Origin of the sequence: Mycobacterium sp. TY815, from assembly GCF_030755135.1 — a bacterium.
Taxonomy (GTDB): Bacteria; Actinomycetota; Actinomycetes; order Mycobacteriales; family Mycobacteriaceae; genus Mycobacterium.
In genome coordinates this window covers 560373-585302 of the sequence record NZ_JAUFRX010000002.1, presented here as the reverse complement: position 1 = coordinate 585302, position 24930 = coordinate 560373, and the positions used below count along the sequence as shown (strand labels likewise).

Below are 24930 nucleotides of genomic sequence, written 5' to 3'. Positions count from 1 at the left end.
CCGTACAGCTTGTTATTGTGCGTCATGCACGGGTGAAGTTCGCGGATCCGGCCCTCCCGGCTGGTGCACGTCGCTAACCGCCGAGCTCTCGTCGATCGATTGAAAAGCCGTTCGCGCCAATGCGATCTTCCGGAACGCACGGCAATCATGCTGAAGCACAATATGATCGGCGGATCAGCACGCCAAAGCGGGCAGTCAACCGGATTGGTCGGCTGCCCGCGGAGGCATCAGATCACTTGCGCGTCTCCTGGGTGACGCTCATGAAGTTGTGGCTGGTGGCCCATGCCTTGACGAACACGGCCATCGGGATCTGCTCGTCTTTGCCGTTCTTGCTGCCGCTGTCGTTGAGGTGCACGATGCCCTTGCCGGTGTCGACACCGGTCACCACCACGGCGTGGTCGGCGCGCGGCTGCCCGTCCTTACCGGTGTTCTCGATCGGCTGGTTCCAGATCATCTCGGCGTTGAGTCCGACGATGACGGCGTGACCGCTGCCGAGGTACTGCTCGAGGGCTTCCATGCCGGTGGCGACACCGGTCTTGCCGGCCGTGTCCGCGTCGGTGTTGGTCGCGTGGATTCCGTAGTGCGCCAACAGGGTCGGCAGGTCGTCCGGGTCGGTGCCCATGCCGGAGTTGGGGTCGTTCTTGTCCGCGGGCTTGACGTAGATCGAGCCCGGGTGCGTTGCGCTCGGGGTGGACTGGGCGACCTTGATGATGGACCGCTCCGAGGGCAGCTTGCCGGTGATCTGGCCGACCACATCGGCGCTGGACATGATGGCGCAGTCGTCGTAGTTCTGGTGAACCCAGTACTTGGCGACGGCGGTCGGGTCGCCGTACATGGTGCCCGTGCCAGCCTCGGCCGGGCCGGCCAACCCCAGCGCCATGACGCCGGCGGCGGCGGCCAGCAGGGCGGTCTTCGCGATCGAGGAGACCTTGAGGCTCTTCATGCTCGTGTCCTTTGCTCTCGTGCTCCGCCTTCTGCGGAAGCCGTGCTGAACAAAGAATCGAATGGTGGCCTTTTTGTTATCTCTACGGATTCTTGGAGTGACCTACGGCCAGAGGCTTCAGTTGCAGGCCCAGGTGTCGATGTAACCGCCCGGCAGCTTGCTCAAGGCGTCTTTCATCGCAGCGCTCAGGTCCGCCCCGGTGCCGCCCTTGTATTCGTGGTCCTTGGCCGCCACGGCCCCGCACGCGGTGAAGGTGGTCAGGACCTTGCAGTCGGGGTAGGCGCAGGACTTCACGGCTGTCGCTTCGGCGGCGGCTTTGGTGGGGTAGGCGTGCGATCGTCCCCAGGAACCGTTGGCGGAGTAGGCGATCGCACCGTAAGAGTCGGCCGCCGCGGCGGTGGGCGCCAGCGTGATGGCAAGGGCGGCGGCGGCAGCCACGTGGGCGGCGGCGACCGCCAATCGCCGTCGACGGTTGGTCGTCGTCATGGGAAGTCCTACCTTTCCGAGAGCCTGGGCTAGACGGGTTTGGTCGCGGTGACCTGTTTGCCCCAGTCGGACATGGTCAGCGTCACCGAAGTGTTTGCGGTCGGGGAGATTTGGATCTGCACCAGGTGAGAGGAACCGTCCGACGCGGTCCACACGGTGGTCGGCACCGTCGAGACGGTCTCGTCGGTCACCCGGGTGCCGGCCAGTGTGGCGATGTCGGCCGCTGACGAGTTGCCGGTGATCTTGGTGGTTGCGACGCCGTTCACCTGCTGGCTGCCGGCCACGGCACCGTTCCTGAGGTTGGCCAGCAGGTTGGCCAGGCCTTTGTCGGGATCCAGCAGCACCGAGACGTTGTAGATCGAGGCGCCGTTGCCGAAGTCGGTGTACGTCCCCGGCTGTCCGAGGTCGGAGTAGAGGTGCCCGTCGACGAAGACGAATTGGGCTTCTTCGGCGTTGCTGCCCACCAGTACCGTGGCCACGCCCCTGGCGACCGTCTGTGGCGTATTGGAGACGTCGCCGTCGAGCTTGGTCACTCGCATGTTGGGCACATCACCGTCGACTGCGACGGCGACGTGCATGCCGGTGGTCTTGCGCATCACCTCGGCGGCCTGCTTGAGCAGGGTCGCCGCCTCTCCACTGGTGGCGTTGGCCGTGCTGCCGGGACTCTTGGCGCCGTTCGACGGTTTGCTTCCGCATCCACCGACGGTGAGGACGACGGCGAACGCGACAGCGACTGCGGCGATCAGTTGCCGGTAGAGACGAGGCTTCATCGACATCTCCTATTGTCTGGCCCGACGGCCGACCACCGAGCTTAGTGAGGCGGGGTCGATGTGGAGAGCCGTCTGAGCAGTCTGGCTCAGGCCCGGGTCATTTCGTAGTAGGCGCCGCGGCGTGCCAGTAGTTCGGTGTGACTGCCTTGTTCGGCGATCCTGCCGCCCTGCACGACGACGATGCGATCGGCGTCGCGAATAGTCGAAAGGCGATGGGCGATAATGAAACTGGTGCGATCGCGACGAAGTTCGCGGGTGGCCCGGGCGATCAGCAGTTCGGTGCGGGTGTCGACGGAGCTGGTGGCTTCGTCCAGGATCAGCAGCTGCGGGCGGGCCAGGAAGGCCCGGGCGATGGTGATCAGTTGTTTCTCGCCGACGCTGATGTTGCCGCCGCCCCCGCTGATCGGAGTCTGGTAGCCGGCCGGCAGCGTGTGCACGAACCGGTCGACATACGCCGCCTGTGCCGCCGCCACGATCTCGGCCGGGCTGGCGTCGGGGCGACCGTAGGCGATGTTCTCCTCGATCGTCCCGTCGAACAGCCAGGTGTCCTGCAGCACCATGCCGATGCGGGAACGCAGCGCCTGGCGGTTCAGGGTCGCGATGTCGACGTCGTCGATCAGTATCCGGCCAGAATCGACGTCGTAGAACCGCATCAGCAGATTCACCAACGTCGTCTTGCCGGCGCCGGTCGGACCCACGATGGCGACCGTGCTGCCCGGCTCGGCCACCAGCGACAGGTCGTGGATCACCGGATGGTCAGGCCGGTAAGCGAAACTCACGTGCTCGAACTCGACCCGTCCAGGTCCCGGCGAAACCGGCGTGGGTTGCCGGTCGGCCGGCTCCTCCGGCTCGTCGAGCAACTCGAACACCCGCTCCGCGCTGGCCACCCCGGACTGCAGGGTGTTGTACATCCCGGCGACCTGGCCCACCGGGGTGTTGAACTGCCGCACGTACTGGATGAACGCCTGAATGCTGCCCAGCGTGATCTGCCCCGCGGCGATCTGCAGGCCACCGACGACGGCGACCGCGACGTAACCGAGGTTGCCGATGAAACCCGTTGCCGGCGCCACCAATCCGGAGAAGAACTGGGCGCCGAAGCTGGCCCGGTAGACATCGTCGTTGAGCTGGTGGAACTGTGCACGCGCGGCGGCCTGGTGGCCGAACGTCTTGACCACCGTGAAGCCGCTGTAGGTCTCTTCGATGTGGGCGTTGAGACGTCCGGTGCTGGTCCAGTGCGCCATGAACAGCTGCTTGGAACGGCGGGTGATCGCGCGGGTTGCCAACAGGGAGAGCGGAACCGTGAACACGGTGATCAGTGCCAGCAGCGGCGAAATCCACACCATCATGACGAGCACGCCGAGCACGGTGAGAATCGACGTCACCAGCTGGCTGATGGTCATCGACAGCGAGGTCTGCATGTTGTCGATGTCGTTGGTGACCCGGCTGAGCAGCTCGCCGCGCTGTTGCCGGTCGAAGTAGGACAGCGGCAGGCGGTGCAATTTGTCCTCCATGTCGGCACGCAACCTGGTGATGGTCCGCTGCACGGTGATGTTCAGCAGCCGCGCCTGGCCCCAAAGCATCGCGGCGACAATCAGATACAGCACCAGTGCCAGCAGCAAGGTGCGTCCCACCGCGCCGAAGTCCACTCCATGGCCGGGCACCACGTTCATCCCGGACAACAGGTCCGCGAAGGCGTTGTCACCGCGTGCCCGGGCCGCCGCCACCGCCTGGGCCTTGCTGATGCCCGGCGGCAGCCGGCGGCCGATCACGCCGTTGAACAGCAGATCGGTTGCGTGTCCGAGGATTCGGGGCACGACCACGCCGATAGCGGTTCCGACGATCCCGAGCGAGATGACGGCGACGCTCAACCCGCGATGCGGAGTCAGTCGTCCCAGCAGCCGGCGCGCCGATCCCCAGAAGTCCCGCGAGCGCATGTTGGGCGGCGCCGGGGCCGCGCCGCGGGGGCGTGCGCTCATCGGGGCGCTCACTGCACGCCTCCCACTGCGGCGCTCACCGATTGGGATGCGGCGAACTCGGCGTAGGTGGCGCACCCGGTCAGCAACGCTTCGTGGCTGCCTGCGCCGACGATGCCGCCCTTGTCGACCACGATCACCTCGTCAGCCTGGGCGGCAGTCGAAATCCTTTGTGTGACAATGATGATGGTCGCCTCGCCGGCCTCCTCGCGCAGACTCTTGCGCACCTGGGCGTCAGTGTGCACATCGAGCGCCGAGAACGCGTCGTCGAACAGGTAGACCGCGGGGCGGCGAATCACGGCCCGCGCGATCGCCAACCGCTGACGCTGGCCGCCGGAGAAGTTGATCCCGCCCTGGGCGACGCGCATCTGCAGCCCGTGCGGACGCACGAATTCCGCTGCGGCAGCGATGCGCAACGCCTCCCAAATCTGCTCGTCGGTGACGGGTTGTCCGGGCACCGCCCCATAGCGCAGGTTGTCGGCGACGGTGCCGGTGAACAGGTACCCGCGCTGGGGTACCAGACCGATCGCTGCCCACAGCCGCTCGGTGTCATAGTCGCGCACGTCGATGCCGTCGATCGTGACGGTGCCGGCGGTGGCGTCGTAGAGGCGGCAGATCAGCGACACCAGCGTCGATTTGCCCGAACCGGTGCTGCCGACGATCGCGGTCGTGGTACCGGGCCGGGCGGTCAATGAGATGTTTTGCAGCACTGGATAATCAGCGCCCGGATAGGTGAAGGTCAGGCCGTCCAGACGAACCAGGCCACGGATCGGATGCGCCGGGAACCGGGGCTGCGGCGGGCTGGTGATCGCGGGTTCGGTGTCCAGCACTTCGGTGATGCGTTCGGCGCACACCGACGCCCGCGGCAGGACCACCAGCGTCATCGTCGCCATCAGGACCGCCATCAGAATCTGGGCGAAATACGCCAGGAACGCAATCAGCGATCCGACCTGCATCTGGCCCGCGTCGATGCGCAGACCGCCGAACCAGATCAGCGCGACGCTGGACAGGTTGATGGTCAGGGTGGTCACCGGCAGCATCAGTGCCTGCCAGTTGCCGGCGCCCAGTGCGGCATTCGACAGCGCCATGTTGGCCCGGGCGAACCGGTCGCGCTCGAAACCTTCGCGAGTGAACGCCCGGACCACCCGCACACCGGAGAGTTGATCGCGCATAACCCGGTTGATCCCGTCGATCAGGCGTTGCATGCTGCGGAACATCGGCAGCATGTGCGAAATGATCCAGTAGTTGGCGGCTGCCATGACGGGAACGCTGACCAGCAACAGCCAGGTCAACGCCGCCTCCTGGTGGATGGCCATGATGACGCCGCCGACGCACATGATCGGCGCGGTCACCAGCACGGTGGCGCTCGTCTGCACCAGGAACACGATCTGCCGGACGTCGTTGGTGCTGCGGGTCAACAGTGACGGCGCCCCGAAGCGGGCCGTCTCATGCTCGGAGAAACGCAGCACCTGGTCGAACATGGCCGCGCGCAGGTCCCGGCCGAACCCGGTTCCGGTGCGCGAGCCGAAGTAGGTGGCACCGACCGCACACGCCGCCTGCAGGCCGGTGACCACCAGCATCACCACCCCCAACCGCATGATGGTGGTCGTGTCGCCCTTGGAGACGCCGTCGTCGATGATCGCGGCGTTGACGGTGGGAAGGTACAGCGAAGCCAGGGTGCTGATCGACTGCAGCACCATCAACACCGCCACGAATGCGCGATACGGCAGGATGTACTGGCGCAGCAGTGCCAGGAGCATGGGGTAACTGTGTCACACCCGGTGGATGTAGTGCTGCGCACCAACAGACCCGGCCGGACCTGCGCGTTGTGGCGAAATGCCTGATCAGGTGGCGTGTCGGTGGTTGACCAGCAGGGCTGCGGCTACAGTGCATCGTGTGGAGCGGCAGCGGCCCAAGAGATGGGTGGGTAATGGGGTGGGTCCCAGTGCGGCGTAAGTGGGCGGCGCGAATCGTGGCCGTTGGCGCCTCGGTGACTCTGCTGGGTGGAGTCACGGGTTGCTCCAATTCCGGCGACGACAAGCCCGGCGGGCCAGTTCCGTCGTCGTCGAACGGCGCCGAGGGCAAGCACGGCCCCTTCTTCCCGCAGTGCGGCGGCGTCACCGACGAGACGGTGACGCAGCTGACCAAGATCGCCGGGCTGGTCAACACCGCCAAGAACTCCGTGGGCTGCCAGTGGCTGGCCGGCGGCGGCATCTCGGGACCGCACTTCTCCTTCTCCTGGTACCGCGGCAGCCCGATCGGTCGGGAACGCAAAACCGAGGAACTCTCGCGTGCCAGCGTCGAGGACATCAACATCAACGGTCACGGCGGGTTCATCGCCGTCGGCAATGAACCGAGTCTGGGCGACTCATTGTGTGAGGTCGGAATCCAATTCTCCGACGACTTCATCGAGTGGTCGGTCAGCTTCAGCCAGAAGCCCTTTCCGCCGGCCTGCGATATCGCCAAAGAGCTGGCCCGCCAATCGATAGCGAATTCGAAATGAGCCGGCCGATGCGTGCCGTGACGGTGCTGATCGCGGTACTGATGGTCCTGACCGGATGTTCCAAATCGGTCGACGGCAAGGCCATGAAGGCCGGCGGCGCGGGTGTGCCGCGCAACGACAATTCCGAGCGGCAGTATCCGAACCTGCTCAAGGAATGTGAGGTCCTGACCACCGACATCCTGGCCAAGACCGTGGGCGCCGATCCGCTCGATATTCAGAGCACGTTCGTCGGAGCCATCTGCCGCTGGCAGGCGGCCAACCCGGCCGGGCTGATCGACATCACCCGGTTCTGGTTCGAACAGGGCAGTTTGAGCAACGAGCGTAAGGTCGCCGAGGGGTTGAAGTATCAGATCGAGACCCGCTCGATCCAGGGAATCGACTCGATTGTGATGCGGCCCAACGATCCCAACGGCGCGTGTGGCGTGGCCAGCGACGCCGCGGGGGTGGTCGGCTGGTGGATCAATCCGCAGGCGCCCGGTATCGACGCGTGTGGGCAGGCCCTCAAGTTGATGGAGCTGACCCTGGCGACCAACGCCTAGCACCGCCCTATCGCGGCACGTGGAAGTCGATCAGAGCGGCGCTGCCGGGTTCCACTGACGACCAGCTTCCCGACACCTGCAGCACCGCGAGTGCCGACGTCGGGTATTTCTCCGAGATGTTTTCCGCCGCAGCGATGTTGCTGGTCTGGGTGTCCGCGAGAATGAGCGCCAACGACGATGTCGTCGGTTCGTGCCCGACGATCAGCAGGGCGGTGACGTCGTCGTCGACCCGGTTGATCTCGTCGATCACCGTGCCGGGCGCTGCGCCGTACAGTCGCCCGACGAACCGGACGGGGGCGTCGATGCCGGTGCAGGCCAGGGTTTCTCGGGTGCGGGTGGCCGTCGAGCACAGCACGGCGTCGATGGCCGGCGCGTGGGCGCGCAGCCAGTCGCCGGCCAGTCCGGCCTCACGCTCACCTCGCGGCGCCAACGGTCGCTCGTGGTCGGGGACCCCGTCGGGGTAGGCCGACTTCCCGTGTCGCATCAGGATCAAGGTGCGCCGTTCGTCCACCGGCCCACGGTATCTAGTCACGAGTCGCTGCGGTGGCGAAGGTGCACAAAATGCCAACCGCGGCGGCGTGTCTGCGTACATTTGTGCACGGTCGTGCCGACCTGCGGTTGCAGCTGGGATAAGAGTGACGCAAGAGGTTGCGTCCGCTCACTAGGCCCAGACCCTCCGCGCGAGTTCCCAGGGCTTGTCGGCACCCAGCCATACACTCCCGGTGCAACGCCAACCACGCACTGAGAAGGGGGTCACGGCATGCGGTTCCTACACACCGCCGACTGGCAACTGGGCATGACCCGCCACTTCCTTGCCGGTGACGCCCAGCCCCGCTATTCGGCAGCCCGCCGCGACGCGGTGGCGGCCCTCGGCGCGCTGGCCACGGAGGTGGGCGCGGAATTCGTCGTCGTGTCCGGCGATGTGTTCGAGCACAACCAGCTCGCGCCGCAGGTGATCGGGCAGTCCCTGGAAGCCATGCGCGCCATCGGTATTCCCGTCTACCTGCTGCCGGGAAATCACGATCCGCTCGACGCGTCGTCGGTCTACACCGGCGCGCTGTTCACCTCGGAATGCCCGGACAACGTGGTTGTGCTGGACCGGGCCGGCGTCCACGACATCCGGCCCGGTGTGCAGATCGTCGCGGCGCCGTGGCGGTCCAAGGCGCCCACCACCGATCTGGTCGCCGAAGTCCTCGACGGCCTTGCTGTCGACGGCACCACCCGGGTCCTGGTCGCCCACGGCGGCGTGGACATGCTCGACCCCGACCGTGACAAGCCGTCGCTAATCCGGCTCGCTAACGTCGAGAAAGCATTGTCGGACAACGTCATCCACTACGTCGCGCTGGGCGATAAGCATTCGCTCACCCAGGTCGGCGGCAGTGGCCGGGTCTGGTATTCCGGGTCACCGGAGGTGACCAACTACGACGACGTGGAGGCCAACCCCGGCCACGTGCTGATCGTCGACATCGACGAGGCCGATCCGCGGCGCCCGGTCAGCGTCCAGGCCCGGCACATCGGCCGGTGGCGTTTCCTGACGTTGCGCAACCAGGTCGACACCAGCCGCTGCATCGCCGATCTGGACGTGAATCTGGACCTGATGCCCGACAAGGACCGCACCGTGGTGCGCCTGGCATTGACCGGGTCGCTGAAAGTCACCGACCGCGCGGCGCTCGATGCCTGCCTGGACAGGTACTCCCGGTTGTTCGCCTGGCTGGGGCTGTGGGAGCGGCACACCGATCTGGCCGTCATCCCCGCCGACGGCGAGTTCGACGACCTCGGCATCGGCGGATTCGCGGCCTCGGCGGTCGAGGAGTTGGTGGCAACGGCGCGTGCGGGAACCGACGATGCCGCCGACGCCCAAGCGGCGCTGGCCTTGCTGCTGCGTCTGGCTGACCGGGGTGCGGCATGAAGTTGCACCGGCTGGTCCTGGCGAACTACCGCGGTATCGCCCACCGCGAGATCGAATTTCCCGATCACGGCGTCGTGGTGGTCTACGGCGCCAACGAGATCGGCAAATCCTCGATGATCGAGGCGCTGGATCTGCTGCTGGAATCCAAGGACCGCTCGACGAAGAAAGATGTCAAGCAGGTCAAGCCGGCCAATGCCGACGTCGGCTCGGAGATCACAGCCGAAATCAGCAGTGGTCGTTACCGTTTCGTCTATCGCAAGCGGTTCCACAAGAAGTGCGAGACCGAATTGACGGTGCTGGCGCCGCGTCGCGAACAACTCACCGGCGACGAAGCGCACGAGCGGGTCCGCGCCATATTGGCCGAGACGGTCGACACCGGGCTGTGGCGCGCGCAGCGGGTGCTGCAATCGTCGTCGACTGCCGCGGTGGACTTGTCGGGTTGCGACGCGTTGTCGCGTGCTCTCGACGTCGCCGCCTCGCAATCGGTTGGCGACGCCGCGCTGTCGGGCACCGAGCCGCTGCTGATCGAGCGGATCGACGCCGAATATGCGCGCTATTTCACCGCTACCGGCCGCCCGACCGGGGAGTGGGCTGCCGCGCGGACTCGTCTGGCAGACGCCCAAGCCGCGGCGGCGGAGTGTGCGAAGGCAATGGCCGAGGTCGACGATCGGGTGCATCGCCACGCCGAGTTGACGCGGCAGTCGGCCGAGCTGGCCCGCCAGTGTGCGGCCACCGGGCCGCGGCTGACCGCGGCGCTGGCCGCCGCCGATCGCGTCAAGGCGCTCACCGACGAGGTGCGCGAGGCCACGCTGATCGCTGCCGCTGCCGCCGCAAACAGCACCGCCTCAGCCGCCGCGCATGCCGGCCGTGTCGCACTGATCGCCGAAATCGACTCCCGTGTGGCAACAATCGCCGCGCTGGTCGCCGAAGCCGAAGAGGCCGTCAGTCAACAGGCGGCGGCGGCCCGTGAAGCCGCGGGTTGCGACGCCGCGGCGCACGAGGCTGTCGCGATTCTGGCCGCGGCGCAGGAGCGCACCGAAGCTGCGCGCCGGGCCCTCGACAGAATCGCCGAGCGCGAGGAAGCCGACCGGGTGAGCGCCCGCCTGGCCAAGATCGACGGACTCGAACGTGACCTCGATCCGATCCGTCAGGAGCTCTCCGGAATCGTGCTGACCGACCAGATGCTGCACCGCATCGAACAGGCTGCCGCGTCCGTCGACCGGGCCGGCGATCAGCTCGAGATGGTCTCCGCGGTGGTGGAATTCACCGCTACCGCCGATATCGAACTTGCCGTCGGTGATCAGCGAGTCCCGCTGCCGGCCGGTCACAGCTGGTCGATCACCGCCACCGGTCCCACCGACGTGGAGGTCGCCGGTGTGCTGACCGCCCGAGTCACCCCGGGCACGAGCGCCCTCGACGTCCGAGCCAGATATGTTGCCGCGCAACAGGAACTCGCCGCAGCCCTGGAAGCGGGCGGGGTGGCGGACGTTGCGGCGGCACGGTTGGTTCATCAGCGGCGACGCGAGCTGTGCAGTACCCGCGACCGCCTCACCGCGACGCTGGCCGGGCTGTGCGGCGATGAGAACGCCGCCGAACTGCGCGTCAGGCTGGCGCAGTTGCAGGCCGGGCAACCGGCCGAGCCCGACCTGTTCGCCACCGACACCGGTAGCGCCCGGGCCGAACGCGAGGCCGCTGAGGCGGCTCGCTCGATAGCCCAGAAAGAGTGCGAACACCGGCGCGAGATCGCGACAGCCGCCACGCGCAGTCTCGCCGAAATCAGCACGCGGGCTGCGATATTGGGTAACGACGCCGCTACTCAACGCGCCGAACTCGATGCCGCTGTGACCAGGCTGGCCGGTGAGCGGGCGACGTTGAGCGACGATGCGCTGGCGGCCAAGGCCGAGGCCGAGCGTCATGTGGCTCATACCGCCGAGCTGCGTCTGGCCGAGCTGAACCAGGTCCTGGCCGCCGCGAATCCGGACCGGATCGCCGCCGAACTCGCCGAGGCGCAGCAGCAGGCCGAGGCGCTGCGCGAGCGCCGCGATGCCGTGCAGGCCGCGTTGCAGGAGATCACCATCGAGCTCGCGGTATTGCGCAGCGAGGGGAGAAAGGGAAGGCTCGACGCCGCCGAGACGGAGCTCGAACAGGCCACCAGCCAGCACGCCCGGGTGGGGGACCGGGCCAGGGCCGCACAGCTGCTGCGGTCGGTGATGTGCCGTCATCGCGACAACACCCGCAAGCGGTATGTCGAGCCCTATCGCGCCGAACTGCAGCGGCTCGGGCGCCCGGTGTTCGGTCCGACGTTCGAGATCGACGTCGACAGTGACCTGCGAATCCTCAACCGAACCTTGGGCGGCGTCACCGTGCCGTATGAGTCATTGTCGGGCGGCGCCAAAGAGCAACTCGGAATTCTGGCGCGATTGGCGGGCGCGGCACTGGTCGCCAAGGAGGACACCGTCCCCGTCATCGTCGACGACGCCCTGGGATTCGCCGACCCCGATCGGTTGGCCAAGATGGGCGAGGTGTTCGACAGCGTGGGTGCGCACGGACAGGTGATCGTGTTGACGTGCAGCCCTACCAGATACGACGGTGTCACGGGTGCGCATCGCATCGATCTGAACGCATAGTGATCGCGGTCACGCGGGAATACACTCGGGCCCATGGTGAGGATCTGCGGCACACGGATGGGCGATGGACATTCAGCCTGACTACGTAGTGATCGGAACCGGCTCGGCCGGGGCCGTGGTGATCAATCGGCTCACCGCTGATGCGGGCACCGAGGTGGTGGCGTTGGAAGCCGGGCCGGGCGACACCAACAGATTCATCGGAATCCCCGCCGCCTTCTCCAAGCTGTTCCGCACCGAGGTCGACTGGGATTACCTCACCGAACCCCAACCCGAGCTCGACGGACGCCAAATCTATTGGCCCCGTGGGAAAGTCCTCGGTGGCTGCTCATCGATGAACGCAATGATGTGGGTGCGCGGTTTCGGCGCGGACTACGACGAATGGGCCCGGCGCGCCGACGAGCAGTGGTCGGGCTCCGCCGCGCTGGAATACTTCCGCCGCATCGAGGACGTCACCGCGGCCTGGCACTTCGTCAGCGGTGACGACAGCGGGGTCACCGGTCCGCTGCACATCTCCCGCCAGCGCAGTCCCCGCCCTCTGACCGCGGCCTGGCTGGCCGCCACACGCGAGTGCGGCTACCCCGCCGCGCGCCCGAATTCGTCATCACCCGAAGGGTTTTGCGAAACCGTAGTCACGCAGCGCCGCGGCGCCCGGTTCAGCACGTCCGACGCCTACCTCAAGCCGGCGATGAGCCGCAAGAACCTCACCCTGCTCACCGACGCCACCGCTACCCGCATCATCTTCGAGGGCACCCGCGCAGTCGGCGTGGAATACCAGCGCGCCGGCCACAGTCACGTGGTGCACGCCCGTCGCGAAGTGGTGCTCTGCGGCGGAGCCGTCAACAGCCCGCAGTTGCTCATGCTCTCCGGCATCGGCGACCGTGACCAGCTGGACGAGCACGGCATCGAGGTCGTGCACCACGCACCCGAGGTGGGTCAGAACCTGATCGACCACCTGGTGACGCCCGTCGGTTTCGACGTCGACGACGGCAGCCTGTTCGCCGCCGAGAAGCCGAAACAGTTGATCAACTACCTGCTGCGGCGGCGCGGCATGCTCACGTCCAATGTGGGCGAGGCGTACGGATTCGTCCGCAGCCGGCCCGATCTCGAGCTGCCCGACCTGGAACTGATCTTCGCCCCGGCGCCCTTTTACGACGAGGCGCTGCAGCCCGCGGCCGGGCACGGCGTCGTCTTCGGGCCCATCCTGGTGGCCCCCGAAAGCCGCGGCCAGATCACGCTGCGCTCCGGCGATCCCTACGACAAGCCGCTCATCGATCCGCGTTATCTCTCCGACCCCCGGGATCGCGAGGCGATGATGGTGGGTTTGCGCATCTGCGCGGAACTGGCCCAGGCCCCCTCGCTGCGCGACGTGCTCGGCCCGGTGGTGCGGCCACGCAACTGTGCTCAACTCGACGACGCGACCCTCGAACAGGCCCTGAATCTCTGCTCGCACACCCTCTACCACCCGATGGGCACCTGCCGGATGGGCAGCGACGACGCCAGCGTGGTGGACCCGCAGCTCAAGGTGCGGGGAGTCGACCACCTCCGGGTCGCCGACGCCTCAGTGATGCCCAGCACCATTCGCGGGCACACCCATGCTCCCTCAGTGCTGATCGGGGAGAAGGCCGCCGATCTGATCCGCAGCTAACGCACAGCCAACCGACGTGCCGGGCACTGCTGATCTGTGCACAATGGCACGCATGATGGCACGCATGACGGGCTGCCTCCGATGACCATGAACGCCAAACGGCGCCGGGTGCACGACAAACTGGCCAAGTGGCCGGGGGTGCGGCCGGTGCGCCGTCCGGTAACCCCCGGCAGCGACGAGGAATTCGACCTGTTCTACGTCCGCACCGGCCACAAGTCGGCGCACCCGCTGGTGGTCATCCCGGGCGGTCCCGGGGTGGCATCTCTGCGGCTCTACCAGGGATTTCGCCGCCGCGCCGCCGCCGCCGGTCTGGACATCATCATGATCGAGCACCGCGGGCTGGGCATGTCGCGCCACGATGACGCGGGCGCCGACCTGCCGCCGGAGGCAATGACCATCGAGCAGGTGGTCGACGACGTCGCTGCCGTGCTGGACGACGCGCACGTCGACTCGGCGGTCATCTACGGCTCCTCGTACGGCAGCTACATCGCCGCGGGTGTCGGTGTCCGTCATCCCGCGCGGGTGCACGCGATGGTCCTGGACTCACCCGTGCTGTCCGCGCGCGACATCGTCGCGGTGCGCGACGCGATCCGGGGTGTGTTGCTGACCGGCGACAGCCCCGACACCGCGGAGCTGGCGCCCAAGATCCGGCGTCTGGTCGATGCCGGGGTGATGACCCCGTCCGCGGGGCAGGTCGCCGCGACGGTGTACGGCTATGGCGGGGCGCCGATGCTCAATCATCAGCTCGACCTGCTGCTCACCGGGCGCAGGATGTTGTGGCGGGCGCTGGTTCGCTTCACCACCATGAGCGTGAACCAGAAGGTGCCCTACCGGTACGAATCCGACCTGGTGAGCCGCATCGCCTTCCGCGAGCTCGACTACGCCGCCGAACCCGACGGACTGCCCCTCGACCCGGCCGCGGCGGTGCGCGAAACACTGGTCAAGACAGCCGAATTCGAAGCCGAGCCGTACGATCTGATAGCCGAACTGCCGAGATTCGACTGGCCCACCGTGGTGATCGCCGGCGGGCGTGACCTGATCACGCCGCTGGCGGTGGCCGAACGGGCGATGTCGCTGCTGCCCAACGCGCAGCTGCTGCAATTGCCCACGATGGCGCACAGTGCGCTGGATTTCCGGGAGCCGGCCGCGCTGGCGATCGCCGGGGCGGTGTGCCGCGGCGAGGTCGACGGGCTGGCCGGACGCGCCGAGGAGCTGGACACGCTGCCGCCCCGGCTGCCGATGCGCGTGCTGTGGAAGGCAATTGACGTCGCGGCCACCGTGGAGGCGGCGGTGCCGCCGCTGCTGCACCGCGTTAGCGCATGAACCCGATCGCGGTGTAGTCCAGGTCCGCCAACCCGCGGGCGCCGAAGTTCGCCAGCTTGCTGCGCACCGCCACCGGGCCGGGGGACTGGATCAGCGGCAGGCTGAATCCTTCGGCCCAGATGAGCCGGTCGACGTCGTTGGCCAGCGCCCGGGCCTTCCCGGGGTCGAGCTCGCTCAACGTCCGCTCGATCGCGTCGTCGATCTCCGGGCTGCCGATCTTGCCGAAGTTGCTGTCTCCGTTGGACGCGTAGATCTGGGTGAGCCCGGACAACGGGAACGCGTCGCCCACCCAGCCGAACAACGCGATGTCGAACGCGCCGACGTTGACGTAGTCGCGGAAAAAGCCGCTGCCGGAACGTGATTGCAGATCCAGCTTGACGCCGATCTCGGCGAGGCTGTGCTGGGCGATCTGGGTGACCGCTTTGGTGCTCTGGGCGTCGTAGAACAGCATCCGCACCACGAGTTGCCGACCGTCCTTCTCGCGGAACCCGGCCTCAGGATTGAGTTTCCAGCCCAGGGCATCGAGTTCGCGTGCGGCCCGCTGCGGGTCGTACGGGATGCTGTTGTCCTGATAGCCCTCCTGCCCGGCCACGAAGATGTGGTTGTTCAGCGGCACCGGGTCGCGGGTGAGTCCGTGCAGGGCAACGTTGGCGATGGTGCGCCGGTCGATCCCTTCGCTGACCGCCAGGCGCAGCGACTGGTCGGACAGGATCGACCCCTTGGCGCCGTTCATGGTGAAGTGCGTCCACACCGGCGCCGGTGCCTGCCTGATCGAGATGCCCTTCGTGCGTTCGGCGATGATGAGCTGGTCGAGCGAGGCGACCCCGGTCGCGTCGATCGTGTTGTTCTGCAGCGCCGGCAGCCGGGCCGGGTCATCGAGCACCAGATAGGTGATGGAGTCCAGCCGCGGCTGGGTGCCCCACCATCTGGGGTTGCGGGTCAACACGATTCGCTGCTTGGCGCGATCCAGCGTGCTCATGATGAACGGTCCGGCGGTCACCCCCGGCGCATCGAGCCAGCCTTTGTTGAACGCCTCGGGTGTGGCGGTCACACTTTCGGGCAGCAGCATGCCGTTGCCGGCGAACATGCCACGCCACTCGGCGTAAGGCTTGGCGAAAGTCATGATCGCCTGGCGGTCGTCGACGCCGCGGGTCACCGAGGCGACGCGGTCGGCGCCATTGGTGGTGGCGATCTCGAAGGCGCTGTCGGTGCCGCTGGTGGCGTGGATCTGACTGGCGATGTCGCGCCAGGTGATGGGGCTGCCGTCGGACCAGACCGCTTTGGGATTGATGGTGTAGGTGATGACCTGCGGGTTGGTGCCGGTGAGCTCGACGCTGGTGAAGTAGTTGGTGTTGACGGTCGCCGAGCCGTCGGCCCCGATGGTGAAGGCGCTGGGTAGCGTGGCCTTCATCATCCCGGCGGTCTCCGAGGAGTTTCCGTCGATGTGCAGGATATTGAAGTTGGGTGGAAAGTCGATCAGGGCCAGCCGCAGGTTGCCGCCCTCTTGCAGGGTCTGCGGGTTCTGCGGGTTGAGGTCACTCGCGGTGCCGACGGCGCCGCGGCCGGCGGGTGTCAGTTGGCCGCCGGTCGAGCACCCGGACAACACCAACACCGCCGCCAGCATCGCCACCGCGACCCGGCCCGCCCGGCTACGCACGGCCCGGCTCGGGTTGCGGCACCGCGCCCAGTAGCCGGCGCGTGTACTCGTGTTGCGGATTGCCGAACACCTCCCGGCTTTCGCCCTGCTCCACCACCGCGCCGCGGAACATCACCACCACCTGATGCGCCAGATGTTTCACCACCGAAAGATCGTGGGAGACGAAGAGATAGGACAGACCGAACTGATCCTGCAGGTCGAGCAGCAGGTTGATGATCCCGGCCTGAATGGAAACGTCGAGGGCCGACACGGGTTCGTCGAGCGCCAGGATCTTGGGCTGCAGGGCCAGGGCGCGTGCGATCCCGATGCGCTGTTTCTGTCCGCCGGAGAACTCGGCGGGATAACGGTTGGCGTCGGCGCGGCGCAGGCCCACGATGTCGAGCAGCTCGGCTACCCGGGCATTGCTGTCGCCTTTGCTGAATCCGTTGGCGCGCAACGGTTCGGCCAGTAGCTCGGAGACGGGCAGTCGAGGGTCCAACGATGCCACCGGGTCCTGGAACACCGCCTGGATATCGCGGCGCAACGACCGGCGGCCGGCCGGGCGCAGCGTGCTGACATCGGTGCCCAGCACCTCGATCGAACCCGACTGCGGCGCAGTGAGTTCCAGGATCTGGTTCAGCGTGGTCGACTTGCCCGAACCGGACTCGCCGACGATGCCCACCGTGCGCCCCTGGTGCAGTTCGAAGCTGACGCCGTCGACCGCCCGGACTTCGCCGACGGTGCGGCGCAGCACCACGCCCTTGGTCAGGGGATAGGTCTTGACCAGATCCCGCACCCGCACGACGACGGTCGAGTGGTCGGGTGCGGCGACCGCTTGTTCGGTGGCGACATCGTAGATCTCGGCCGCGCTGCGCCCGGCGGCCTTGTCGGTGCGGATGCAGGCCGCCCGATGCTCCGGCCCCACCTCGGTCAATTCTGGCTCGCCCGAACGGCATTCGTCGATGGCCAGCGGACAGCGCGGCGCGAACGGGCACCCCGGCTCCAGCCCCGCCAACGACGGCGGCGCGCCGGGGATGGGCACCAGCCGGGTGCCCTGCGGGGCGTCCAATCGCGGCACCGAGCCCAATAATCCGATGGTGTAGGGCATTTGACGGTCACGGTAGAGGTCGCCGACCCCGGCCGACTCGACCACCCGCCCGGCGTACATCACCAGAGCCCGGTCGGCGAACTCGGCGACCACACCGAGGTCGTGGGTGATGATGAGGACACCTGCGCCGGTCACGTCGCGCGCCTTCTTGAGTACCTCGAGGATCTGCGCCTGCACGGTCACGTCCAGCGCGGTGGTGGGTTCGTCGCAGATCAGCAGGTCCGGGTCATTGGCGATCGCCATCGCGATCACCACCCGTTGCCGTTCCCCGCCGGACAGCTCGTGCGGAAAGGCGCGCGCCCGCTGCGCAGGCTGGGAGATACCGACCAGTTCGAGAAGTTCCACCGCGCGCTCGCGGGCGGCCTTCTTGCCGACGTCATGCTGGTGCACCCGGATCGCCTCGGCGATCTGATCGCCGACGGTATACACCGGGGTCAGCGCCGACATGGGGTCCTGGAACACCATTCCGATCGACTTGCCGCGAAACCGCGACATCCCGTCGTCGCCCAGCCCCAGCAGTTCGGTGCCCTGCAGCCGCACCGAGCCGCTCGCTGTCGCGTACTCCGGCAGCAGGCCCATCACCGCCATCGCCGCGGCCGACTTGCCCGATCCCGATTCGCCGACCATCGCCACCACTTCGCCTGGGTTGACGTGGTAGCTGATGCCGCGGACCGCGGTGACCGGGACGCCGTCGGTGGGGAAGGTGACCGCCAGGTCGGCGACTTCCAGCAGCGAACTCATTCGGCACCCCGTCGCAGGGTCCGGGCGCCCGGATCCAGCGCGTCCCGCAGCCCGTCGCCGGTCAGGTTGGCGCACAACACGATCAGCACCAACACCCCGGCCGGAACCAGGAAGACCCACGGGAAGGTAGTGGCGGCCTGGGTGCCGTCGGCGATCAGGGTGCCCAGCGACACGTCGGGGGGCTGGACGCCGAAACCCAGGAAGCTCAAGCCGGTTTCGGCCAGAATGGCGAACCCGACGTTGAGGGTGGCGTCGATGATCAGGATGGACGCCACATTGGGCAGCACGTGGCCGACGATGATCTTGCGACTGGACACGCCCATATACCGTGCGGCGCGGATGAAGTCGTGCTCGCGCAGGCTCATGGTCAGGCCGCGCACCATGCGGGAACTGACCATCCAGCTGAAGGCGGCCAGCAGCAACACCAGCGACATGATGTTGGCCGAGTTCCTGGTTCGCGGTGAGACGATGGCAATCAGGATGAAACTGGGCACCACCAGCATCAGGTCGACCACGAACATCAGCAGCCCGTCGCGCCAGTCCTTGAAGTAGCCGGCGATCGATCCCACCGTGGCGGCGATACCGGTCGAGATCACCGCCACGCAGAGGCCGATCAACATCGACTTCTGCATTCCGCGCAGCGTCTGCGCCAGCATGTCCTGGCCGATTGCGTTGGTGCCCAACCAATGCCGGGCGTTGGGCGGTTGCAGCAGCGCGTTGAAATCGAGGTCGCGGTAGGAGTAGGGCAGCAGCGGTGGCAGCGCGTAGCAGCCGATGAACAGCAGCACCAGCAACGCCAGCGCCACCACTGCCGACCGGTTGCGCAGGAACCGGCGCAGCACCAGCGTGCGGCGCGAGGTGAATTCGGTGGTCTCGACCGCGGTCATGACACCCGCACCCGTGGGTCCAGCGCGGCGTACAGGATGTCGGACAACAGCCCCGCCAACAACGTGACGGCGGCGGAGAACAGCGTGATCGCCGCGATGATGTTGGTGTCCTGGGTGGCGATGCCGCGGATGGTCCATTCACCCATGCCGTGCCAGCCGAAGATCTTCTCGACGAACACCGCGCCGCCGACCAGACCGGCGACACTGTAGGCGAACAGCGTCGCCATCGGGATCAGCGCGGTGCGCAGCCCGTGTTTGACCAGTGCGCGGCGACGCGTCAGGCCTTTGGCGCGGGCGGTGCGGATGAAATCCTGACCGAGGACATCCAGCATCGCATTGCGCTGGTAGCGGCTGTAGCCGGCCGCGGCGCTCAGCGTCAGGGTCAGCGTGGGCAGGATCAAGTGTTTCAACCGGTCAGCGACCGCGGCCCAGCTGCCCTCGATCACACCCGGTGACGTCTCGCCGGTGTAGTCGAAGAGCTGAACGCCCAAAGCCCAGTTGGTTCGCAGCGCCCCCATGATCAGCAGGTTGGCGATGACGAAGGTCGGCGTGCTCAGGATGAGCAGCGCGGTGACGGTGACGACACGGTCGCTGAGCCGGTACTGGCGTATCGCGCCCCATGCTCCGAGCGTCACTCCGAGCAGCGTGCCCAGCACCGAGCCGACGAGCAGCAATCGCAGGGTCACTCCGATGCGACGTCCCAACTCGACGCCGACGGGCTGGCCGGTGATCGTCTTGCCGAAATCACCGTGCGCGGCGTGGGATACCCAGTTCACGTACCGGATCGGGATGGGCCGATCAAGGCCGAGGTCGTGAGCCTTGGCGTCGATCACCGCTTTCGGGGGCCGCGGACTGCGCTGCATCAGGCTTTCCAGCGGCGAGAACGCTACCGAGGTGAGGCAGAAGGTCAGAAACGACGCCAGCGCCAGCAGCACGACGTACTTCGCCAGCCGGCGCAGCAGAAAACGCGTCACGCCCTACCACCCTGCCGCATTGGGACAGGGTAACGATCCCTGCGGCGGAGAGCCTGTCGCCGCCCGCGTCCACGAACGCATCGGTGTTGGCAAGACCTGCCCCCAACCTTCCTGCGGCTTTCCACAGGGCGGTAGCACGGCGGCGGATGGCCGTGCTGCCGTTGGCCACCGCCGAAGCTGACACGTGGGAGTGGGAGGGGGCCGTAGCCCCCTCCCACTCCGCCCGGTTGCCCAGTGAGCGACAGGGTGGCAGTCCGGTTGTCCTGATCTACCGCTGCAGCACCCCGTCGGGGCCGTTGATGCCGGACGGACCTGGCGGCGTACCGGTTCCGCCGTTTCCTCCGTTGCCGCCGGTGCCTAGGACAATGGCGTTGCCGCCAAAGCCGCCTTTGCCGCCGGGCACCGCCCCGATGCCATTCCCGCCCGCGCCCCCGTTCCCGCCATCACCGAACAGTCCGGACCGCCCGCCGCCGCCGCCGAAGCCGCTCAAGACGCCGCCGGCGCCCCCGGCGCCCCCGGTCCCGCCGTCGCCGAGGAGGCCGATGGCTGTGCCACCTGCACCGCCGACTCCGCCAACACCGCCGACTCCGCCGTTCCCGCCGGCACCGCCGTTCCCGTAGATGCCGCTGCCGCCGCCGTTGCCGCCGCTGCCAGCGACTAAGCCGTAACCGCCGCTTCCGCCGCTTCCGCCGTTGCCGGTGAGCAGGGCGCCGTTACCGCCGCGTCCGCCGTTCGCGCCGAGGCCGGTGGTGGCACCGCCACCGACCCCGCCAGCCCCGCCGGTGCCATAGAACGTCCCCGCATTGCCACCGTTGCCGCCAGCGGCACCGCCGCCTGCACCAACGCCGACACCGCCTGCCCCGCCGGCCCCGCCGCTGCCGAAGTATGAGTTCGCGGAGCCTCCGGCGCCGCCGACCCCGCCAGTGTTAAGTCCAAGGCCGCCCGCTCCTCCAGCCCCGCCGGTACCGGACAGGGCGGCGCCATCACCGCCGATTCCTCCTGCCCCACCGACGGTCTGGCCTGCGCCGCCGCTGCCGCCGGCACCACCGGTGCCGGAGAACGAGCCGGCGTTACCGCCGTGGCCGCCGGCACCTCCGGCGGTGCCGGCGGGTGCGCTGCCACCTGTTCCGCCGGCGCCGCCGTTACCGGACAACAGACCGGCGTTGCCGCCGGCTCCGCCGGCTCCGCCGGCTCCGGATCCGCCGAGGGCGCCGACGCCGCCGGTCCCGCCGTTGCCGGAAATAAGGCTGGCCCCGCCGTTTCCACCGGCACCGCCGGTGCCAAGGCTCGGTCCTCCGGTGCCGCCGTGCCCGCCGTGGGCCAAGAGCGCGCTACCGCCGCTGCCGCCGGCTCCACCTGTGCCGCCACCAACTCCGCCGCTCCCGCCGGAGCCGCCGGCGCTGAATAGCCCGCCGGCCCCGCCCTGGCCGCCGGCGCCACCTAGACCGGCCCCGGTACCGCCGTCGCCGCCGAACCCAGCCGTGCCGGAGAACAGTCCGGCGGATCCGCCCCTGCCCCCAGCCCCACCGTCAACGCCAATCGCCCCGGAACCTCCGGCTCCGCCGTTGCCCATCAAGATTCCGCCGTCTCCGCCCGCGGCACCGGTTCCCGGTGCCCCGTTGGCGCCATTACCGATCAGTGGGCGTCCGAGCAGTGCCTGGGTGGGTGCGTTGATGACATCGAGCAGAGCTTTATTCGAGGTGGCGATCCCGGCGGCGCCGTTGGCCCCAGTAGTGCCGGCCGGGGTGCCCGGCCCGGCATTGCCTCCGTTGCCGCCCAACCCGATGAGTTGTGCGTCGCCGCCCCGGCCACCGTTACCTCCGGCAAAGGGGCCACCTTCGCCACCAGCGCCGGCGTCGCCGCCATTGCCGATCAACGCGGCCTTGCCGCCGGCCCCGCCGGTGCCACCCCCGCCGCTCCCGGCCAGACCGCCGTTGCCGCCGGTGCCGCCGTCACCGAACAGGCCAACGGCGTTGCCGCCGGCGCCCCCGGCGCCGCTGACTGCGCCGCTATCGCCGTTTCCGCCGGCTCCGCCGGAGCCGGCAAGGCCGCCGCTGTTGCCGCCGCGGCCGCCCGCCCCACCGCTCGTATTGCCAAAGCCGCCGTGTCCACCGTCCCCGCCGGTGCCGAAGAGGGTTGCGGCATTGCCGCCGCTGCCGCCATTGCCGCCGGCACCTGTGGCGCCGACACCACCGGCGCCGCCAATGCCGCCGTCGCCCTGCAGCGTGCCGCCGTTGCCGCCGGCGCCGCCCGCTCCGCCGTTGACTTGGCCGAAGGCTCCTGCTCCGCCAGCTCCGCCGGTGCCGAACAGTGCGCCGGCCTTCCCGCCGAGTCCGCCCGCCCCGCCGATGCCGAAGCTGGTGCCACCGGCGCCGCCGGTCCCGCCGGTGCCGGAGAGCGTGGCGGCGTTGCCACCGGACCCGCCGGCTCCACCGGCGGCTCCGGCGACCCCGCCGGCGCCGCCGGAGCCGCCGTCGCCGTGGAATAAGCCGGCGTTGCCGCCGGCACCACCGGCTCCGCCGGTAGTGCCGGGCGCATTGGCGGCGGCAGCGCCGGCGCCGCCAACGCCGCCATCGCCGTAGAACGCGCCGGCATTGCCGCCCTGCCCGCCCGCGCCGCCGGTCGCCTGCCCGCCACCGCCGAGGCCGCCCGCTCCACCGTTGCCGACGAACATGCTCGCCCCGCCGGCGCCGCCCTTTCCGCCGCTGCCGCCAGGGGTGAAGTTGTACCCTCCTTCGCCGCCAGCTCCGCCGTCGCCAAACAGGCCGACGCCGCCCGCGCCGCCGGTCCCGCCGGTGGTGCCCACGCCGCCGGCGCCGCCAACTCCGCCGACGCTGAATAGCCCAGCGGCCCCGCCTTGACCGCCGGCACCGCCAAACCCGGCTGCTCCGTGGCCGCCCGCACCGCCGCTGCCGGGCGTGCCGAACAGCAATCCTGCGGCACCGCCGCGGCCTCCGGCCCCGCCCGTGGCGCCACTAGCACCCGATCCGCCTGCACCACCGTTGCCGATCAAGATCCCGCCGTCGCCGCCGTTCGCGCCGGTGCCCGCGGCGCCGTTGGCGCCGTTGCCGATCAGCGGTCGGCCCAGCAACGCCTGGGTAGGTGCGTTGACCACGCCGAGCAGACTCTGCGAAGCGGCCTCGGCACTTGCATATCCGTTGGCGCTCGACTGCAAGGCCGCCACGAATTGCGCGTGAAACGCTGCGGCTTGGGCATTGACTGTCTGGAAAGACTGACCGTGTGTGGTGAACAGTGCCGCTATCTGGACCGACACCTCATCGGCTGCGGCGGTAAGTACTGAAATCGTCGGCTCACCCGCCGAAGCGGCGGCTTGTCCGATTGCATTCCCGATATTCGCTAAATCCCCGACGGCCGATGTCAACAATTCTGGCGTGGCGATTACGTAGGACATTCGGCGACCCCTCATTTTTTGGGTTTGGTAAACGCAGGCAGACAAGCTGACCCAGGGTATCCAGATGGTGCAGACAAGGGAACAACTAACGGTGGTGTTATGCAAACGTTATAATCGGGTTCGCCTAATTCGAATTCTTTTTGTTTTGGCGCGCACAAATTTGCATCATCTGACGCGCGTTTGTGCCGCAGTGAGGCGAATCATGACGCCGTGCCTCGATCGGTGTTGCGGATCCGGCGAAGGCGGCGGTCTGACAGCGTCGTCCACCGAGGGCGCGTGCAGTGGCTATCAGGCCTTCGGTCACGTCGGCAGCTCGGTCAGCTGCCGCCAACGCGGTGGCGGAAGAGGCGCAAGAGGCGGCCGCCGGACCTCCTCCGGAATTGAACCGCGCGAATCATCGCGTGGCATATCGGCACAAGGCGATGCAAGCACGGCTGGGGTGAAAATGTGATGCGCCATACCAATTCGATTTATCCAAATTGCCCCATCCCAGCCCACGCTGCGTCAAATCAAGGCAGTTATCAGCTTGCGTCCCATGCCGCGACGAAGCGACCCCCAGTCCGCGTATTTCCGCCTGAGCTTCGGCACTCGGCTAAGTAATCGGATTAAAAGCTGAGATCAATCAGGATCTCTGGGTGTCGGGGACGGCCCCTGGGACGGTTCGGGTTGGCACCGGTGATGTTGATCGAGGAGTTGCGCCCCGCCTGCAACGCCCGGACGGCCGTGGCGTGAATATGCCGACGCGCGACTGGATGGCATGCACGACGGCAAAGGGGTTCGGTCATCGCTGCGGATCTGCACGAAGTGCCCGGGGGACGGTGTCCACGGACGAATCAGTGAGTGCGCGTTATGCGCGCGGTGATTTTGACCAGTGAAACGCTGGGTGCCTATTGTTAGGCTTCCTCGCGCCTCGCTCTGCCTGGCGAATTTCCGCACTGCGATATCCGGGAGACTTGCGTGACCGTAACCGACGACTACCTGGCCAACAACGCCAACTACGCGAGCAGCTTCCAGGGCCCGTTGCCGCTGCCGCCGAGCAAACACGTCGCGGTGCTGGCGTGCATGGATGCCCGTCTCGACGTGTACCGGGCGCTCGGGATCAACGAGGGGGAGTCGCACGTCATCCGCAACGCCGGCGGGGTGGCCACCGACGACGCCATCCGGTCGCTGGCGATCTCCCAGCGGCTGCTGGGGACCAAAGAGATCATCCTGATCCACCACACCGACTGCGGCATGCTCACCTTCACCGATGACGAGTTCAAGCGCGGCATCCAGGAGGAGACCGGCGTGAAGCCGCCGTGGGCGGCCGAGGCCTTCCCGGACATCGCCGAGGACGTCCGCCAGTCGCTGCGCCGGATCGAGAACAGTCCCTTCGTCACCAAGCACGAGTCGTTGCGCGGGTTCATCTTCGACGTCGCGACCGGCAAGCTCGAAGAGGTCACCCTATAGCGCGG

The 24930-nt window shown here is 67.9% G+C and carries 17 protein-coding genes and 2 pseudogenes; 7 read left to right on the top strand and 12 right to left on the bottom strand.

Annotated features, from left to right (window positions below; translation table 11 throughout):
- Nucleotides 1-232: 232 nt before the first annotated feature.
- The 5 genes from QXK92_RS22340 to QXK92_RS22320 all read right to left on the bottom strand — a co-directional run bounded on the left by QXK92_RS22340 (nucleotide 233) and on the right by QXK92_RS22320 (nucleotide 5932).
- A complete protein-coding gene (locus tag QXK92_RS22340; protein WP_306245305.1) occupies nucleotides 233-943 on the bottom strand; it encodes a C39 family peptidase in 711 nt (236 codons plus the stop codon).
- A gap of 117 nt (nucleotides 944-1060) precedes the next feature.
- A complete protein-coding gene (locus QXK92_RS22335) occupies nucleotides 1061-1429 on the bottom strand; it encodes a DUF4189 domain-containing protein (protein WP_306245303.1) in 369 nt (122 codons plus the stop codon).
- 29 nt (nucleotides 1430-1458) lie between these two features.
- Nucleotides 1459-2205, bottom strand: a complete 747-nt coding sequence (locus tag QXK92_RS22330; RefSeq protein WP_371934579.1) for an LppX_LprAFG lipoprotein — start codon at nucleotides 2203-2205, stop codon at nucleotides 1459-1461.
- 80 nt (nucleotides 2206-2285) lie between these two features.
- Nucleotides 2286-4187 (bottom strand): ABC transporter ATP-binding protein, encoded by a 1902-nt coding sequence (locus QXK92_RS22325; RefSeq protein ID WP_306245299.1) that lies wholly within the window; start codon nucleotides 4185-4187, stop codon nucleotides 2286-2288.
- Nucleotides 4184-5932, bottom strand: coding sequence for an ABC transporter ATP-binding protein (locus tag QXK92_RS22320; RefSeq protein ID WP_306245298.1), 1749 nt, complete (start codon nucleotides 5930-5932; stop codon nucleotides 4184-4186). Before QXK92_RS22320 ends, QXK92_RS22325 begins: the two co-directional genes overlap by 4 nt.
- A gap of 209 nt (nucleotides 5933-6141) precedes the next feature.
- On the opposite strand from QXK92_RS22320, the gene QXK92_RS22315 reads away from it, so the two are divergent.
- Together QXK92_RS22315 and QXK92_RS22310 are read left to right on the top strand one after the other, a co-directional pair.
- Nucleotides 6142-6675 carry a DUF3558 domain-containing protein gene (locus tag QXK92_RS22315; protein ID WP_306246408.1) on the top strand — a complete coding sequence of 178 codons (534 nt, stop codon included), beginning with the start codon at nucleotides 6142-6144 and terminating at the stop codon, nucleotides 6673-6675.
- A complete protein-coding gene (locus QXK92_RS22310; RefSeq protein ID WP_306245296.1) occupies nucleotides 6672-7214 on the top strand; it encodes a DUF3558 domain-containing protein in 543 nt (180 codons plus the stop codon). Before QXK92_RS22315 ends, QXK92_RS22310 begins: the two co-directional genes overlap by 4 nt.
- Before the next feature lie 7 nt (nucleotides 7215-7221).
- Here QXK92_RS22310 and QXK92_RS22305 read toward each other — a convergent pair whose 3' ends face one another.
- Nucleotides 7222-7698, bottom strand: a complete 477-nt coding sequence (locus QXK92_RS22305) for a histidine phosphatase family protein (protein ID WP_306246407.1) — start codon at nucleotides 7696-7698, stop codon at nucleotides 7222-7224.
- 276 nt (nucleotides 7699-7974) lie between these two features.
- On the opposite strand from QXK92_RS22305, the gene QXK92_RS22300 reads away from it, so the two are divergent.
- From QXK92_RS22300 to QXK92_RS22285, 4 genes are all read left to right on the top strand, one after another.
- Nucleotides 7975-9123: an exonuclease SbcCD subunit D gene (locus QXK92_RS22300; protein ID WP_306245294.1), complete on the top strand. Its 1149-nt coding sequence runs from the start codon at nucleotides 7975-7977 to the stop codon at nucleotides 9121-9123.
- On the top strand, nucleotides 9120-11750 hold the full coding sequence (locus tag QXK92_RS22295) for an AAA family ATPase (protein WP_306245292.1): 2631 nt from the start codon (nucleotides 9120-9122) through the stop codon (nucleotides 11748-11750). The genes QXK92_RS22300 and QXK92_RS22295 overlap by 4 nt, the downstream gene beginning before the upstream one ends.
- Nucleotides 11751-11814: 64 nt before the next feature.
- A complete protein-coding gene (locus QXK92_RS22290; protein WP_306245291.1) occupies nucleotides 11815-13395 on the top strand; it encodes a GMC family oxidoreductase in 1581 nt (526 codons plus the stop codon).
- Between the two features lie 81 nt (nucleotides 13396-13476).
- Nucleotides 13477-14718, top strand: a complete 1242-nt coding sequence (locus tag QXK92_RS22285) for an alpha/beta hydrolase (protein ID WP_306245289.1) — start codon at nucleotides 13477-13479, stop codon at nucleotides 14716-14718.
- Here the strand turns inward: QXK92_RS22285 and QXK92_RS22280 are convergent.
- From QXK92_RS22280 to QXK92_RS34130, 6 genes and pseudogenes are all read right to left on the bottom strand, one after another.
- Nucleotides 14708-16342 (bottom strand): ABC transporter family substrate-binding protein, encoded by a 1635-nt coding sequence (locus QXK92_RS22280; RefSeq protein ID WP_306246405.1) that lies wholly within the window; start codon nucleotides 16340-16342, stop codon nucleotides 14708-14710. The two genes, QXK92_RS22285 and QXK92_RS22280, sit on opposite strands and share 11 nt — an antisense overlap.
- 25 nt (nucleotides 16343-16367) lie before the next feature.
- Nucleotides 16368-18203 (bottom strand): ABC transporter ATP-binding protein, encoded by a 1836-nt coding sequence (locus QXK92_RS22275; RefSeq protein ID WP_306245288.1) that lies wholly within the window; start codon nucleotides 18201-18203, stop codon nucleotides 16368-16370.
- A complete protein-coding gene (locus QXK92_RS22270) occupies nucleotides 18200-19090 on the bottom strand; it encodes an ABC transporter permease (protein WP_306245287.1) in 891 nt (296 codons plus the stop codon). Before QXK92_RS22270 ends, QXK92_RS22275 begins: the two co-directional genes overlap by 4 nt.
- On the bottom strand, nucleotides 19087-20064 hold the full coding sequence (locus tag QXK92_RS22265; protein WP_306245286.1) for an ABC transporter permease: 978 nt from the start codon (nucleotides 20062-20064) through the stop codon (nucleotides 19087-19089). Before QXK92_RS22265 ends, QXK92_RS22270 begins: the two co-directional genes overlap by 4 nt.
- A 268-nt stretch (nucleotides 20065-20332) precedes the next feature.
- Nucleotides 20333-21748: pseudogene (locus QXK92_RS34135) on the bottom strand (PE family protein); the annotation flags it as partial.
- Nucleotides 21749-23257: 1509 nt separating this feature from the next.
- Nucleotides 23258-23476 (bottom strand): annotated as a pseudogene (locus tag QXK92_RS34130) (PE family protein); the annotation flags it as partial.
- A gap of 957 nt (nucleotides 23477-24433) precedes the next feature.
- On the opposite strand from QXK92_RS34130, the gene QXK92_RS22255 reads away from it, so the two are divergent.
- The gene (locus tag QXK92_RS22255) at nucleotides 24434-24925 is read left to right on the top strand and encodes a carbonic anhydrase (RefSeq protein WP_306245284.1); all 492 of its coding nucleotides are present in this window, start codon (nucleotides 24434-24436) and stop codon (nucleotides 24923-24925) included.
- Nucleotides 24926-24930 lie beyond the last annotated feature (5 nt).